Origin of the sequence: Brevibacterium sp. NPDC049920, assembly GCF_040656435.1 — a bacterium.
In the GTDB taxonomy this organism is placed as follows: Bacteria; Actinomycetota; Actinomycetes; order Actinomycetales; family Brevibacteriaceae; genus Brevibacterium; species Brevibacterium pityocampae.
The window spans coordinates 1-14,537 of sequence record NZ_JBFAMF010000011.1 but is presented as its reverse complement, the minus strand read 5'-3'; the positions used below and the strand labels follow the sequence as shown (position 1 = coordinate 14,537).

Annotated in this window: 13 protein-coding genes; 5 read left to right on the top strand and 8 right to left on the bottom strand. The window is 72.2% G+C overall.

The annotated features are described in order from the left end of the window. Positions 1 to 45: 45 nt before the first annotated feature. The 4 genes from AB0I45_RS11400 (at position 46) to AB0I45_RS11385 (ending at position 3,680) form a co-directional block, all read left to right on the top strand. The gene (locus AB0I45_RS11400; protein WP_295689559.1) at positions 46 to 1,554 is read left to right on the top strand and encodes a sugar ABC transporter ATP-binding protein; all 1,509 of its coding nucleotides are present in this window, start codon (positions 46 to 48) and stop codon (positions 1,552 to 1,554) included. Then, a complete protein-coding gene (locus AB0I45_RS11395) occupies positions 1,535 to 1,861 on the top strand; it encodes a hypothetical protein (protein ID WP_247618901.1) in 327 nt (108 codons plus the stop codon). Before AB0I45_RS11400 ends, AB0I45_RS11395 begins: the two co-directional genes overlap by 20 nt. Before the next feature lie 21 nt (positions 1,862 to 1,882). Next, positions 1,883 to 2,566: an ABC transporter permease gene (locus AB0I45_RS11390; protein ID WP_247618902.1), complete on the top strand. Its 684-nt coding sequence runs from the start codon at positions 1,883 to 1,885 to the stop codon at positions 2,564 to 2,566. 133 nt (positions 2,567 to 2,699) lie between these two features. Next, complete coding sequence (locus tag AB0I45_RS11385; protein WP_247618903.1) at positions 2,700 to 3,680, top strand: ABC transporter substrate-binding protein; 981 nt, start codon at positions 2,700 to 2,702, stop codon at positions 3,678 to 3,680. Between the two features lie 171 nt (positions 3,681 to 3,851). On the opposite strand, the gene ahcY is transcribed toward AB0I45_RS11385, so the two are convergent. The 3 genes from ahcY to AB0I45_RS11370 are packed head-to-tail and all read right to left on the bottom strand — an operon-like array spanning position 3,852 to position 7,131. Further along, the gene (ahcY, locus tag AB0I45_RS11380; RefSeq protein ID WP_265808454.1) at positions 3,852 to 5,303 is read right to left on the bottom strand and encodes an adenosylhomocysteinase; all 1,452 of its coding nucleotides are present in this window, start codon (positions 5,301 to 5,303) and stop codon (positions 3,852 to 3,854) included. Positions 5,304 to 5,338: 35 nt separating this feature from the next. Then, the gene (gene manB / locus AB0I45_RS11375) at positions 5,339 to 6,790 is read right to left on the bottom strand and encodes a phosphomannomutase/phosphoglucomutase (protein ID WP_265808453.1); all 1,452 of its coding nucleotides are present in this window, start codon (positions 6,788 to 6,790) and stop codon (positions 5,339 to 5,341) included. Then, positions 6,787 to 7,131, bottom strand: coding sequence for a DUF3499 family protein (locus tag AB0I45_RS11370; RefSeq protein WP_345032556.1), 345 nt, complete (start codon positions 7,129 to 7,131; stop codon positions 6,787 to 6,789). The genes manB and AB0I45_RS11370 overlap by 4 nt, the downstream gene beginning before the upstream one ends. Positions 7,132 to 7,168: 37 nt before the next feature. Here AB0I45_RS11370 and AB0I45_RS11365 point away from each other — a divergent pair, with 37 nt between their 5' ends. Beyond that, positions 7,169 to 7,579: a metallopeptidase family protein gene (locus tag AB0I45_RS11365; RefSeq protein ID WP_265808452.1), complete on the top strand. Its 411-nt coding sequence runs from the start codon at positions 7,169 to 7,171 to the stop codon at positions 7,577 to 7,579. Between the two features lie 51 nt (positions 7,580 to 7,630). Here the strand turns inward: AB0I45_RS11365 and AB0I45_RS11360 are convergent, their stop codons facing one another. From AB0I45_RS11360 to AB0I45_RS11340, 5 genes are all read right to left on the bottom strand, one after another. Continuing rightward, entirely contained in the window at positions 7,631 to 9,076 is a 1,446-nt protein-coding gene (locus tag AB0I45_RS11360) for a DUF5719 family protein (RefSeq protein ID WP_345032552.1), read from the bottom strand. After that, the gene (locus AB0I45_RS11355; protein ID WP_345032550.1) at positions 9,073 to 12,093 is read right to left on the bottom strand and encodes a hypothetical protein; all 3,021 of its coding nucleotides are present in this window, start codon (positions 12,091 to 12,093) and stop codon (positions 9,073 to 9,075) included. The genes AB0I45_RS11360 and AB0I45_RS11355 overlap by 4 nt, the downstream gene beginning before the upstream one ends. Beyond that, positions 12,090 to 12,482, bottom strand: a complete 393-nt coding sequence (locus AB0I45_RS11350) for a WhiB family transcriptional regulator (protein ID WP_295689568.1) — start codon at positions 12,480 to 12,482, stop codon at positions 12,090 to 12,092. The genes AB0I45_RS11355 and AB0I45_RS11350 overlap by 4 nt, the downstream gene beginning before the upstream one ends. A gap of 356 nt (positions 12,483 to 12,838) precedes the next feature. Continuing rightward, entirely contained in the window at positions 12,839 to 13,651 is an 813-nt protein-coding gene (locus AB0I45_RS11345) for an AAA family ATPase (protein ID WP_345032548.1), read from the bottom strand. Next, entirely contained in the window at positions 13,651 to 14,424 is a 774-nt protein-coding gene (locus tag AB0I45_RS11340) for a Mu transposase C-terminal domain-containing protein (protein ID WP_345032546.1), read from the bottom strand. The genes AB0I45_RS11345 and AB0I45_RS11340 overlap by 1 nt, the downstream gene beginning before the upstream one ends. Positions 14,425 to 14,537 lie beyond the last annotated feature (113 nt).

Genomic DNA, 14,537 nt, shown 5'->3' with positions numbered 1-14,537 from the left:
CCGGGGATCTCGAAGTCCTTCCCCGGGGTCCGCGCGCTCGACGACGTGCAGCTCACCCTGCACGGCGGGGAGGTGCTCGGACTCATCGGGGAGAACGGCGCCGGCAAGTCGACGCTCATGCAGATCCTCTCCGGGATCCACCCGCCGGACGCCGGCCGGATCGCGATCAACGGCCGCCAGGTGGAGATCCTCACCCCCAAGGCCGCGGAGACGCTCGGCGTGTCGATCATCCACCAGGAGTTCAACCTCGCCGCCGACCTCAGCGTCGCGCAGAACATCTTCCTCGGCCGCGAACCCCGCAGCCTCGGGATGTTCGTGTCCGACGCGACGCTCAACGGGCGCGCCGCCGCGCTCCTCGAGCGGGTCGGCGTCGACCTCGACCCGCGCACCCGGGTGGGCGACCTCACCGTCGCCGGGCAGCAGATGGTCGAGATCGCCAAGGCGCTGAGCGTGCAGTCGGACATCCTCATCATGGACGAGCCGACCGCAGCCCTCAACGACGCCGAGGTCGCGGCCCTCCACGACATCATCCGCGGCTTCGTGTCGCCGACCACCGGCGTCATCTACATCTCCAACCGGATGGAGGAGCTCAAGCGGATCACCGACCGCATCACCGTGCTCCGCGACGGCCAGTACATCGACACCGTCGACACCCCGGACACCGAGCTGCGCACGGTGATCGCGATGATGGTCGGGCGGGAGATCACCGCGGCCGAGGAACTGGCACCCGCGCACATCGATGCGGCCGCTCCCCCGGCCCTCGAGGTCGAGGGACTGTCGACGAAGCGGCTGCTGCGCGACGTTTCCTTCTCCGTGCGGCGCGGTGAGATCCTCGGCTTCGCCGGGCTCATGGGAGCCGGCCGGACCGAGGTGGCGCGCGCCGTCATCGGCGCCGACCCGCACACCGCGGGCACGATCCGGCTCGACGGCACCCCGGTGCGGCTCGCCTCGCCCGCGGCGGCCGCCGCGGCCGGCATCGGCTACCTGTCCGAGGACCGCAAGCACCTGGGCCTGCTCCTCGACCGCAGCGTGGCGGACAACATCGCGCTCAGCAGCCTGCCGAAGCTCAGCACCGCCGGGTTCGTCCGCACCGGGGCGATCCGCGCAGCCGCGCTCTCCGCGGTCGACACGCTGCGGATCAAGACCCCGTCGATCGGCCAGCAGGTGAAGAACCTGTCCGGCGGCAACCAGCAGAAGGTCGTCATCGGCAAATGGCTGCTCCACGACTCCGGGGTGCTGATCTTCGACGAGCCCACCCGCGGGATCGACGTCGGGGCGAAGGAGGAGATCTACGCCCTCCTCCAGTCGCTCGCCGAGCAGGGGAAGGCGATCATCGTGATCTCCTCCGAGCTGCCGGAGGTCCTGCGCCTGTGCCATCACGTCGCGGTGATGAGCGAGGGCCGGTTCGCCGGCACGCTCGACGCCGCCGAGGCGAGCCAGGAATCGATCATGGAGCTCGCGACGGCCCACTCCCAGGTCACCGTCCACTCCGCACCCCAGCCCACCGACACCCGTGACCGAGGAGGTCCTCGCCATGAGCACCACGACCACTGAGACCCGGGCCGCGGGCCCGACCGCGAGCGGCCCGCCGCAGCGCACCGGACTGCTCTCCCGGCTCCGCAGCTCGCTGCAGCAGATGCTCGCCTTCGTCAGCCTCATCGTGCTCTTCATCTTCTTCACCGTCGCCAACCCCGATTTCGCTTCGGTGTCGAACATCTCCGGCATCCTGCTCGCCACCGCGGTCATCGGCATCCTCGCGCTGGGCACGACCTTCGTCATCATCACCGGCGGCATCGACCTGTCGATCGGCACCGGGATGACCCTGTGCTCGGTCATGGTCGGGGTGTTCCTCACCTACTAGGGGCTGCCGCTGTGGGTCGGGGTGCTCGGCGGCATCACGTTCGGCGCGCTCATCGGGCTCGTCAACGGCTCGGTGATCTCCTTCCTCGGCATCCCGCCGTTCATCGCCACCCTCGCGATGATGATGGTGGCCCAGGGCCTCGCCCTCGTGATCTCCGGCACCAAGCCGATCTACTTCACCGAGACGCCGGGCTTCTTCAACGTCGCCATGGGCCGATCGATCCCCGGCCTCGTCATCCCGAACGCGGTGATCATCATGTTCATCGCCGCGATCATCGCGTGGGTGCTGCTCTCCCGCACGGTGTTCGGCCGCTACACCTTCTCGATCGGCTCCAACGCCGAGGCGACGGCCCTGTCGGGCATCAACGTCCGCCGCTGGCAGGTCATCGTGTACACGGTGGCCGGCTGCTTCACCGGACTCGCCGGCGTGATCATGGCCTCCCGCCTGTCCTCGGCCCAGCCGGGCCAGGGCATGGGCTACGAGCTCGAGGCGATCGCCGCGGTGATCATCGGCGGGACCTCGCTCCAGGGCGGCAAGGGCTCGATCATCGGCACGGTGATCGGCGCGCTCATCATGTCCCTGCTCACCAACGGCCTGCAGATCATGTCGATCCCGCAGGAGTGGCAGAAGGTCGTCGTCGGCGTCGTCATCCTCATCGCCGTGTTCGTCGACATGGTGCGCCGCAAGCGGCAGGAGTCGACATGAGCTGGGACGCCTCACCCGCGGGCCTCCCGCCCCCGGTGCGCACGCCGCACCGGACCCGCACCCTCGCACCAGCAGCACCAGCACCACCGCAGACCACCCATCAGCACCACCGTCCACGAACGAAGGAGTTCACATGAAGCGCTCACTGTGGAGCACGGTCGCCGCCGGCGCGGCGATCCTCACCCTGGCCCTGTCCGGCTGCGAATCCACCGAGTCCGGCGGGTCAGGCGGCGGGGAGGGCGACCAGCCCTACATCGCCATCGTGTCCAAGGGGTTCCAGCACCAGTTCTGGCAGGCCGTCAAGCAGGGCGCGGAGGAGGCCGCCGCCGAGCACGACGTCCGCGTGACGTTCGAGGGCCCGGAGACGGAGACCGACGTCGACCAGCAGATCCAGATACTCACCACCGCCCTCGACAAGAACCCGGACGCGATCGCGCTCGCCGCCCTCGACTCGCAGGCCGCGGCCCCGCTGCTCGAGCGCGCCCAGTCGTCCGACATCCCCGTTATCGCCTTCGACTCCGGCGTCGATTCCGACATCCCGGTGACGACCGCGGCGACGGACAACACGGCGGCTGCGGCGGAGGCCGCGAAGCACATGGCCGAGGCGATCGACGGCTCGGGCAAGATCGCGATCGTCGCCCACGACCAGACCTCGTCCTCCGGCCGCGACCGCCGCGACGGGTTCGTCGGGTACATGGAGGCCAACGAGCCCGACATCGAGATCGTCGACACCCAGTACGGCGGCGGCGACCAGCTCAAGTCGACCGACATCGCCAACGCGATGATCGAGGCCAACCCCGACCTCGCCGGGCTCTACGGGACCAACGAGGGCTCGGCGGTCGGCGTCGTCAACGCGGTCAAGGAGAAGGACGTCGTCGACTCCGTCACCATCGTCGGCTTCGACTCGAGCAAGGCCCAGCTCGACGCGATCCGCGAGGGCACGGAGTTCGGCGCCGTGACCCAGAACCCGGTGGGGATCGGTCGCGAGACCGTCGAGGCCGCGGTCAAGGCGCTCGCCGGCGAGGACCTGCCGGAGACCATCGACACCGGCTTCTACTGGTACGACAAGGACACCATCGACTCCGAGGAGATCAAGCCCAACCTCTACGAGTGACATCGGATCCGGCGGCGCGGCGGGACCGCGCCGCCGGACCGGGCTCCTCCGCCGCGGTGCGGCACGCACCGGCCGAGACAGCGAAATCCTGCGGTTCCGTTCTCAGGAACCGCAGGATTTTGCCGTTTGGCTGTGCCGCTGTGCTGTGCTGTGCCGCGCGGGGTGGCGGGATCAGTAGCGGTAGTGCTCGGGCTTGTAGGGGCCTGCCACGTCGACGCCGATGTACTCCGCCTGCTCCTTGGTGAGCTCGGTGAGGTGCGCGCCTAGCGCCGGGAGATGGAGGCGGGCGACCTTCTCGTCGAGCACCTTCGACAGCCGGTGCACGCCCGGCCGGTAGTCGTCGTGGTTCGTGAAGAGCTCGAGCTGGGCCATGACCTGGTTGGTGAACGAGGCGCTCATGACGAACGAGGGGTGGCCCGTCGCATTGCCGAGGTTGAGCAGCCGGCCCTGCGAGAGCACGACGAACGAGGTCTCCTCCCGGTCGAGCCCGAGCTCGGCGGGCACCGGGATCGTCCACTCGTGGACCTGCGGCTTGATCTCGACGATCTCCACCCCGCTGTGCTTCTCGAGGCCGGCGAGGTCGATCTCGTCGTCGAAGTGGCCGACGTTGCCGACGATCGCGCCGGGCTTGAGGCGGGTGAGGAGATCGGTGTCGACGACCCGGGTGTTGCCGGTGGTGGTGATGACGAAGTCGGCCTGCCCGATCGCGGCCTGCGCGTCGACGACCTCGTAGCCGTCCATCGCCGCCTGGAGGGCGCAGATCGGGTCGATCTCGACGATCTGCACGCGCGCCCCCTGGCCGCGCAGCGCCTCGGCGCTGCCCTTGCCGACGTCGCCGTAGCCGATGACGAGCGCGACCTTGCCCCCGATGAGCGCATCGGTAGCGCGGTTGAGGCCGTCGGGCAGGGAGTGGCGGATGCCGTAGCGGTTGTCGAACTTCGACTTCGTCACCGAGTCGTTGACGTTGATCGCCGGGAACGGCAGGCGGCCGGCCTCCGCGAGGCGGTAGAGCCGGTTGACGCCGGTGGTCGTCTCCTCGCTCACGCCGAGCAGCCCGTCGCGGATCCGGGTCAGGCGCCCGGCGTCCTCGGCCAGCGACTCGCGCAGGCGGGCGGCGAACACGCGGGCCTCCGCCGAGGCGTTCTCGCCGGGCTCCGGCACGCCGCCGGCCGCCTCGGCGTCCGCGCCCTCCATGACGAGCATGGTGGCGTCGCCGCCGTCGTCGAGGATGAGGTTCGCGCCCTCGGGGAAGCGGAAGATCTGGTCGGTGCACCACCAGTACTCCTCGAGCGTCTCGCCCTTCCAGGCGAACACGGGGACGCCGGCGGGCTCCTCGACGGTGCCCGCGCCGACGACGACCGCGGCGGCCGCCTCGTCCTGCGTGGAGAAGATGTTGCACGACGCCCAGCGGACGTCGGCGCCGAGCGCGGTGAGCGTCTCGATGAGCACGGCGGTCTGCACGGTCATGTGGAGCGAGCCGGCGATCCGGGCGCCGCGCAGCGGCTGGGAGTCCCCGTACTCCTCGCGCAGGCTCATGAGTCCGGGCATCTCGCGTTCGGCCAGGCGGATCTGGTGGCGGCCGGCCTCGGCGAGGGTGATGTCGGCAATGCGGTGTTCGAGCACGTGAGTCCTTACTGTCCGTCGGGTGTGCGTCCAGTCTAGGGTCGATCGTCGGCGCGGACGAGTGCGAGCACGTCCGCGGTGAGGGCGGCGGTGCGCGCGGCGTCCGGGGTCTCGCAGTTGAACCGGACGAGCGGCTCGGTGTTCGACGGGCGCACATTGGCCCAGAAGTCCGCCCCGGTGAGCGTCACCCCGTCGAGCTCGTCGACCGTGCCCGCGCCGAACGTCCCGGCCCGGGCGGCGTCGCGGAACCGGGCGAGCGCGGCGGCCGGGTCCGCCACGGTGGAGTTGATCTCCCCAGAGCCGGCGTAGGGGTCGAGATCGGCGAGCAGCGCGCTGAGCGTCCCGCCGGTCTCCGCGAGCGCGGCGATGACGTGGCAGGCGGCGAGCATGCCGCTGTCGGCGCCGGAGAAGTCGCGGAAGTAGAAGTGCGCGGAGTGCTCGCAGGCGAACACCGCCCGGTGCTCGGCCATGAGCTGCTTGATCCCGGAGTGGCCCACCGGGGTGCGCACCGGCCGGCCGCCGGCCGCGCGGATCGTCTCCGGCACCGCGCGCGAGGTGATGAGGTTGTGGAGCACGACCGGGGTGTCCTCCCCGGCGGCGCGGGCGCGGGCGATCTCGCGGCGGGCGACGAGCGCGCCGATCGCCGAGGCCGAGGTCGCCCGCCCGGTCTCGTCGATGACGAAGCAGCGGTCGGCGTCGCCGTCGAAGGCGAGCCCGAGGTCGGCGCCGGAGTCGACGACGGCGGCCTGCACGTCGACGAGGTTCGCGGGGTCGAGCGGGTTCGCCGGGTGGTTGGGGAACGTGCCGTCGAGCTCGGTGTACATCCCGCGCACGTCCAGGGGCGCCGGGGCGGCGAGCGCGGCGGTGCCGAACACCTCGGGCAGGAGCTTGCCGGCCATCCCGTTGCCGCAGTCGGCGATCACGGTGAGCGGCCGGCGAAGGCCCGTGATGCCGGTCTGCGCGCGGATCGTCTCCGCATACCCGACGGCGAGCTCCCGGGCCGCGTCCGGGTCCGGCCGGGGTTCCGCGGCCGCCGCCGGGTCGCCGGCGGCGGGGTCCGGCGGGGCGTCGAGGGCGGAGTCGGCGATCGCGTCGAGGCCGCCGGCGCGGGAGATCCCCGCCGCGTGCGGGCCGCACACCTTGATGCCGTTCCAGCCGCTCGGGTTGTGGCTCGCGGTGACCATGAGGCCGGGCAGGCCGGAGCGCCCGGAGGCGAAGTACAGCTGGTCGGTCGAGCACAGGCCGAGCAGGGTGGGTGCACCCCCGGCGGCGGCGACCCCGCGGGCGAGCGCGCGGGCGAATCCCAGGGAGTCCGGGCGCATGTCCGCGCCGATGACGACCCCGGCGGTGCCGTGGCGGGCGCGCATCGTGCGCACCGTGCCCCAGCCGAGCGCGAACAGCAGGTCGTCGTCGAGGTCGTCGCCGACCCGGCCGCGCAGGTCGTAGGCCTTGAGCGCGCGGGACAGCCGGGAGGAGCGGTCCGTCATTCCTCGGGGTCCCCGACCACGCGCAGGTGGCCGTGGCTCCGCGCGACGGGGGCGGGCCCGGCGGCCGGCGCGGGCTTGGGCCGAGCGGCCTCGCGCACGGCGTCGGCGATCGCGAGCAGGTCGTCGCGGCTGCGTTCGGGCTGCTCCTCGCCGGCCCCGAGCCGGATGAGCTGCCAGCCTTGCGGGGCGATGAGGCGCTCGGCGTGGCGGGAGCAGAGGTCGTGGGCGCCGGGCTCGGCGCGCATCGCGAGCGGACCGATGACCACGCAGGCGTCGGCGTGGACGTACGTCAGGGTCCACGCGGCGCTGTTCGCGCAGTTCGTCTTGGAACACAGTCTCACTCCGGGCACACCACGAGAGTCTAATACAATCGGCCCCATGTCCCGCTCCCACGCCCGCGACCGGCACGCTCGCGACCGGCACGGCCGCGGCCTGCGCGGGGAGATCTTCTCCGCCCCGGTGCCGAGCGCGCGCTCGCGCGCCGCGCGCTTCGACCGCCTCGCCGCGCGCATCATGGACCGGATCCGCTCCCGCGCGGACGGCGAGCTCGACGGGGTCGTGCTCGCCGTCGACCGGGTGCCCCCGCCCACCGGTGCCGTCGAGCTCGGACGCGTGTTCCCGGCCACCCCGGGCCGGCCGGCGACGATCGTCGTCCACCGGCTGCCGATCGCCTCGCGCTGCGCGGACCGCGAGGAGCTCGTCGACCTGCTCGGCCGGATCATCGGCGAGCAGGCCGGGCTGCTGTGCGGCCGCGATGCCGCCGAGCTGTGGCCCGAGGCGCGCGGCTGACCCCCGCCCGCCGCGCCTGCCGTCCCGCGCCCGGCGCACCCCGGCGCAGGCTCAGTGCCCGAGGCGGATGTCGCGGTAGCCAATCCCGGTGGGCGGCGCGGGCACGACGAGCCCGCTGATCCCGGCCTCGCTCACCGCCATCGCCGCGGCATGGACGCGCACCCCGTCGGGGGTGTCGAAGCGCAGCCCGGTGACGGCCTCCCCGAACAGCGCGCTCGGCGTCACCGTGCTCGCCCGGTCCGGGGACAGATCGACGGCGTGCGGCTCCGTGCTCGTCCCGTCCTCGCGCACCCCGGTGAGCACCACCTCTCCGTCGGCGCTGCCGAGCACGACCTCCGCCGCCGGCCCGCGCGGCAGCAGGAGGAGCTGGCCGGCGCGCAGCGGAGCCGTCGCGGGCACCTCGGCGAAGTCGCCGTCGGCGGTGAGGCGGGCCCCGGCGTGGACGGGGGCGTCGGCGCTGATCCGCACGACCCCGGCCGGGACCTCGCCGAGCGCGACCTCCACGGTGCCGTGGGCCGGGATCGCGGCGGAGCCCACCTCGATCTCCACCGGGCCGTCGGCGCCGAGGTACTCGATGCGCGCGCTCGCCGCGGTGTCACCGGGGTTGACGATCCGCACCGCGGCGGAGCCGGCCGCGGCGAGGGGGACCTCGGCGGTGGAGCCGGCCGGAGCGGTCGGGACCCCGTACTCGATGCCGAGCGCGGTCAGACCGTCGCGCTCGATCTGCTGGAGTGCGGCGGTCATGAGTCCGCCGGCGGCGCGCAGCTCGATCCCGAGCACCTCCTCGTCCGGGGCGAGCGCGCCGAGCTGGACGGCACGCTGCTCGCCCGGCGCCAGGCTCAGCGCGTCCTCCCCGGCGGCGGGGACGCGGCCGTGCGCACCGCGCAGCGCGATCTCCACGGTGATCGGCGAGGCCGAGGGGTTGCCGATGAGGAGCCGGGAATCGGCGCCGGCGGCGGTGCCGCCGGCGGTGAGCACCGCGCGGGTGGCCGGCCGGGTGCAGCTGAGCGCGGCGAGCCCGGCGAAGTCCCCGGAGTCGGCGGCGACGGTCTGCGCGGCGGACACCAGGGCGGGGTGCTCCTCCGCGGCGAGCCCGGTGATGCGGGTGGGCGCGTCGACGAGGTCGTCGCCGGTGACGAAGCCGCGGGAGGTGCCGACGGTGAAGTTCTCCGCCCCGTCGAGGGATTCCGAGCGCAGACCGGCGGCCTGCGCGGTGCCGTCGGGGGCGGAGGTGAGGACGGTCGCCGACTGCACCGTCGCCGGCGGGGCGGGATCGGTGGAGAACTCCGCGTCGGTGCCGGCGGCCTCCTCCGCCGTCTGCCAGGGCCCGGGGCACACGGACACGGTGTCCGAGGCGGGCAGCCGGATCTGCTCCGGGCCGCGCTGCACGGAGCCTCCCGCGAGCGGGGTGAGGAAGCCGGTGGCGGCGATGAGCACGCCGGGCACCGCGATCCCGGCGAAGGTCACGAGGGACCGCAGGTTGCGCTCGCTGATCATGCTTCGGCCCTCCTCGGCGGTGCGGTGCGGCGGACCGGGACGGCACGGCTGCCCCCGGTGCGCAGCGGTGCGTCCGACCGGCCGAAGGGCAGCGCGGTGATGACGGCGAGTCCGAGCACGACGAGGCCGGTGACGGCGAGCACGGTGTGACCGGCCCGGCGGTCCTCGAGGGTGCCGCTGCCGCCGGCGGCGGGGACGGCGTGGGCGGTGCGCCACCCGGCCTCGGCCGCGGGCAGCGGCGCGCCGCCCAGGCGCACCGAGGTGAGTCCTGCGCGCTCGGACACGACGAGGGTGCGTCCGTCCTCGCCGGCGGGGATCGTGAACGCCCCGTCGTGGACCTCGACGGGTTCGACGATCCCGTCGGGGTGGACGAGGGAGACGGCGGAGATCGGCGCGCCGTCGGTCTCGACCTGCCACAGGCGGCCCTGCGCCGAGTCGCCGAGCCGGGTCAGCCCGGTCGACACCGACACGTCCCGGCTCAGCGAGTCCTCGGCGGTGTCGCGGACGACGACGAAGCCCACGGCGAGCTCCTGCAGCGCCGGGCGCACATCGGAGCCGTCGCCGGCGGTGAGGCCGCCGATCGCGGTGGCGAGCGCGGTGTCGGCGGCGTCGAGGGGCTCCGGGCGGCGATCGAACGGCCCCCCGCCGATCCGCTGCGCCTGGTGGAGGGTCGCAGTGGTGAGCACGGTCCCGGTGCCCGGCCCGGCGAGCTCGCCGTAGAGCTGGCCGTCGCGGGTGTCGAGGACGAGGGTGCGCTGGCCGAGCGGGCCGGTGGCGCGCTCGGTGGCGAACGCCGGCAGCGGGGAGTCCGGGGTGCGGGTGAGCGCGAGCCCGCCGAGCAGTGACTGGGCGGTGAATACGCCGAGCACGAGCAGGGCGGCGCCCGGGACGAGGATGCGCAGGCTCACCGAGCGCAGCCGGGAGGCGCGGTCGAAGTCCGCCGGCCACAGGGCGCAGGCAATGAGCCCGACCGCGCCGAGCCCCATGAGGAGCAGCGAGTCGCCCGGGTAGGAGGCGATGAGCCGGTCGGCGGTGAGCCCGGCCTCGAGCGCGGACTGGACGATCCCGCCGGCGAGCCCGGCGCAGTAGAGCACGGTGGAGGCGAGCAGCAGGCCCAGCGAGTTCTTCACCCGGGTGAGCGCGAGCGCCCCGGCGAGCAGGAGCGGGAGCATGAGGGCGAGCAGGATCCACGGGGTGGCGCCGTCGGGCAGCCACTGGTCGAGGAGCGCGGACCCGGGCCGGGCGGCATAGCCGAGACCGAGCTCGTAGCTCGCCGGGGTGGCGAAGTCGAAGGGTGCACCGGGGTTGGTGAGGAACACATCGAGGTGGCGCACGGCGGAGACGAGCCAGGGGGCGAACAGGCCGAGGGTCGGCAGCAGGGTCCAGACGAGGCCGGGGCGACGCAGCACGACGAGGAGGACGAGGAGCGCCGCGGTCACCGGCAGGACGAGGAACGGGGCACCGGCGAGCACGACGGCGAGCGCGAGTCCGGCCCCGGCGGCCGCGGTGGCGCGGCGCAGGCGCACGGCCCGTTCGAGCGCCCAGCAGGCGACCGGCGCGAGCAGCCAGGCCACGACGGTGCCGAGGCGGCCCTCGAGCAGGGCGAGGAGGAGCGCCGGGGAGCAGGCCCAGACGAGTGCGAGCAGCCCGCGGATGCCGGCCGGCGGTGCGAGACGCGCGGCGCACAGGTACATGATGAGGGCCGCGCCCGGCAGCGCGGCGAACCACAGCACGCGCACGAGCAGGTCGAGGTCGCCGAGGAACGGCAGCGCGGCGATGAGCAGGACGGTGAGCAGCGGGTCGGCGGGCAGCGCGGAGCCGAGCCCCTGGCGGTCGACCGGGGTGAGGATCCGGTCGAGGACGGCGCCGGCGGGGACGTCGAGGCGCGGGAGCGCGCCGCCGGTGAGCGCACCGGGCCCGGCGAGCGAGTGGAGCATGAGGCCGGAGGCGATCCCGGTGGCGACGAGGACCGCGGTGAGCGGGTGGAGGAGGAGGCTGCGGCGGCCGGCGACCTCGATCGTCGAATAGCGCGCGACCTCGCCGGCGGTGTCGAGCGGACCGGCGTCGCGCTCGTTCTCCGCGGCCGGCTCCCCGTCGTCGCGCAGCTCGCGCCGGGCGATCTCGAGGGCGTGCCGGCTCGCGAAGAGGACGGATGCGGGATCGCGGCCGGAGCGGGTGCGCCGGACCCGGGCGGTGGCACGGGCGTCGGCCGGGAGCGCGAGGAGGGCGCGGAGGTTCCAGGCCGCGCGGCGCGGGTCGTTGGCCAGCAGGCAGCCGAGGGCGGCGAGGAGCGCGGCGGCTCCGAGCCGGACCATCGTCCAGGTGGTCCGGGACCGCGGGGTGAGCGCGAGCCGGTACCGGTGCTCCTCGCGCAGGGCGCGCGGGCTCGGCAGGGGGCGGGCCGAGGAGCGGTACGGCCCGGCCTCGGGCACGGCGACGACCGCACCGGGCGCGAGCTCGATGCGGTACCCGGCGGCCCGGATCCGGCGGCAGTACTCGATGCCGCGGTACGCCGGGTCGAGCGCGGGGGACGGCACGCCGATGGCGCGCACGAGCGCGGCGGGGACGAGCATCCCCGGGACGTCGACGGCGAGCACGTCCTGCCGGCGGTCGTACTGACCGGCGTCGGTCTCGCCCGGGGTCACCGGGTTGACGCGCAGGCCGTCGGGGGTCGTGGTGACCCCGGCGGACACGAGCAGCGGGGCTGTCGGACCGGCCGTCGTGACGACGGGTCCGACGGCACCGAGGGTCTCGGCGGTGTTGAGCGCCTCGATGAGGAGCGAGAGCGCGTCGGGATCCGGCTCCGCGCCGGGGGTGAGGAACCAGACGTACTGCGAGCGCTCGAGGACGGGCGCGGAGGCGGCCTCGGCGTGGGTGTGGACGCCGGCGCGCGCCGGGCCGGAGGACAGCGCGAGGAAGCCGGTGACATCGGCGTGGTCCCGGCGCAGCGCGGCGAGCCTGTCGGGTGCGATCGGCCCGTCGTCGAGGTCGACGACGACGGTCACCGCAAAGCTCACACCACCTGCTTCTTCAGCCGGCGGCGCTCCCTTTCCGACAGTCCGCCCCAGATCCCGAAGCGCTCGTCGTTCTCGAGCGCGTACTCCAGGCACTGCGTGCGCACCTCGCAGGAGGCGCACACCTTCTTCGCCTCACGCGTGGAGCCGCCCTTCTCCGGGAAGAACGCCTCCGGGTCCGTCTGCGCGCACAGGGCCTGGTCCTGCCAGGACAGCACGCCGTCCTCGAGTCCGCCGAACAGCAGCGAGAGCGGGGACACGGCGGCCTCGGCCTCGGACCGGGTCGGGATCGGCGAGAGATCCGTGGGGTCGAGCGAGAGCGGGTCCGGGACGAAGCCGGGCGCCGGGCGGGTCGGGTCGACGAACCAGTCCTCCGCGGTGCGCTCGGTCACCGACGGATAGTGCGGCGCCCGCCATTCCTCTGCGTGATGTCGCGCTTCTGACACGATTTCCCCCTGCTCTGCGTTCGGGTCCGGACGGCGCTGCCGCCGCTCCGTTCCCGGTTTTCCCCTACCGAAATTACACGCGTGTCATTACCCATAAGTCAACCCCGCGAGTGCTAGATGGACCGGCCCGCGTCTCGCTATTCGAACAGGCGTTCCCCGGCGTTCCGGCACATGTCACTACATCTTGGGCTGCGGCACCCGCTGGACCACAACCTGTGGGATCTCCGGCACCGGCGGGAAGTTTCCCATGATTGTGACTGTTAGCTCGAGTTGGCGGCTTTCTGCAGCTGGAGGTGGCGGCTTCAGGTGATGCCGATGACGAGCGTGGAGCGGGCGGCTTCGACGACGTCGTCGGTGATGGTGTTGAGATCGTTGATCTTCATGATGCGTTCCATCTGGGTGAAGAGTCGGTCGACGAGGCGGAAGTTGCCGCGGGTGATGCGAGCGACCGCCGCGAGGGCTTGGGCGTCGGTGAAGTCGTCGGGGTCGAGGGTTTGGCCGAGTTTGCGCCAGCGGCGTTCGAGGACGAAGCGGAGTTCGTCTTCGGCGAGGGGCCGGTACTCGTGGGCGAAGCCGACGCGGCTGTAGAGCTGTGCGTAGCGGCTGAATTGCTTCTCGATTCCTGGCATTCCGATCAGGATGAGCGCGGTGTTGGTGCGGTCATAGCTGTCGCGTAGGTACTCCAGAGCGGCAGGGCGAAGTCGTTCGGACTCGTCAATCATGATGAGTTCGACGTGCTTGTCCCAGTGCATAACCGGTCCTTGTCGCGTGCCGTTCTTGTTCAGGTGTTGGTCGATGCAGATCGCCACGCGAGAGGTGATGTGGGTGAGGTCTTGCATGAACTGGCGAGGGCTGGCGAGGACCTGCGGGGTGTAGAACACGGTTCGCCTTTGGGCTAAGGCGGCGTAGACCTGGTGGTCCGAGTCATCGCGGGGCCCCCATTGTTCCAGGAGTTTCTCGGCCTTGTGCCAGTTGGCATATCGCCTGGCCGACAGGGTTTTGCCGATTCCTGCCTGCCCGTAGCAGATGCCGATGGTGTGTTGCCGGCGCACGGCATCGGCGAATTCGGCGAACCTGCGGTGTTCTTTGGTGGCGACGAATCGTTGCTGGGGCATCAGTCATCCTCAAGGTAGGTCCGCAGTTTCGGCTTCTTGTTGCTCGGACGTTCGACGGGAGTCGGTTGCGGCGTGGGTGGAGGCACCGGTTGGTGTCGGGTGACGGCGGCGAGGCGTTCGTTGATCTGGCCGCGCAGCTCGCGGCGTCGGGCGGCGCGTGCTGCCTGGACGTCTTTGAGGCTGACGGTGGCGGCGACGTGGTCGGGGTCGACGGCTTTGCAGATGTATTGGTCTTTGTGGAAGACGCGGATTTCTGAGATGTCGCGGGGATCGTAACGGATGATGACCGGCTCTTTGACGTAGGCGGCCAGCAGTGGAGACATATAGCGCAGGCCTTGGAAGTGGACGCCGTCGCGGTGGACGATGCGAGGTTTGGCTACGGTCAGCAGCAGCAGGTTGAGGTGATCGACAGTTTCGGGCAGGCGGGGCAGCCATCCGTCGCCGAGCCACGCTTGGTGCGGAGATGCTGTGGTCTCTGGGTGCTCGCGCTGGTGATAGTCATCGGCGATGAACGCCCCGATGGCGTCGTCGAGGTCCGGCAGTGTCAGCACGGGGTCGGGGTGGCGGTGGCCCTCGGCGAGATGGCCCGGAAGGGTGGCCAGGAGTTCGATGTTGATGGTGCCGAAGATCCGCTCGATTTTGCCGCGCCCCTGCGGCCTGGCCACTGCGGAGTAGATGATTTCGAAGTGCAGATCCTTGGCGGTCTGGGAGAGATGGTCGCTGGTGAAGTCGGTGCCGTGGTCGACGTAGAGCCGGTCGGGGATGCCGCACATCGGCCAGTGCGGGTCGTTTGGGCTGTGTCAAGGAATGTGGACAGTCCCTACGAGTTTTCCTTCTCTGCTCAGGCCGCCTGGACGAGGTCTTCAGCGGCGCCGTGGTGATCGTT

Coding starts and splice junctions, on each gene's coding strand:
- AB0I45_RS11385 (WP_247618903.1), top strand. CDS start 2,700: ATGAAGCGCTCACTGTGGAGCACGGTCGCCGCCGGCGCGGCGATCCTC.
- AB0I45_RS11360 (WP_345032552.1), bottom strand. CDS start 9,076: ATGATCAGCGAGCGCAACCTGCGGTCCCTCGTGACCTTCGCCGGGATC.
- AB0I45_RS11365 (WP_265808452.1), top strand. CDS start 7,169: ATGTCCCGCTCCCACGCCCGCGACCGGCACGCTCGCGACCGGCACGGC.
- AB0I45_RS11395 (WP_247618901.1), top strand. CDS start 1,535: ATGAGCACCACGACCACTGAGACCCGGGCCGCGGGCCCGACCGCGAGC.
- AB0I45_RS11340 (WP_345032546.1), bottom strand. CDS start 14,424: ATGTGCGGCATCCCCGACCGGCTCTACGTCGACCACGGCACCGACTTC.
- manB (WP_265808453.1), bottom strand. CDS start 6,790: ATGACGGACCGCTCCTCCCGGCTGTCCCGCGCGCTCAAGGCCTACGAC.
- AB0I45_RS11345 (WP_345032548.1), bottom strand. CDS start 13,651: ATGCCCCAGCAACGATTCGTCGCCACCAAAGAACACCGCAGGTTCGCC.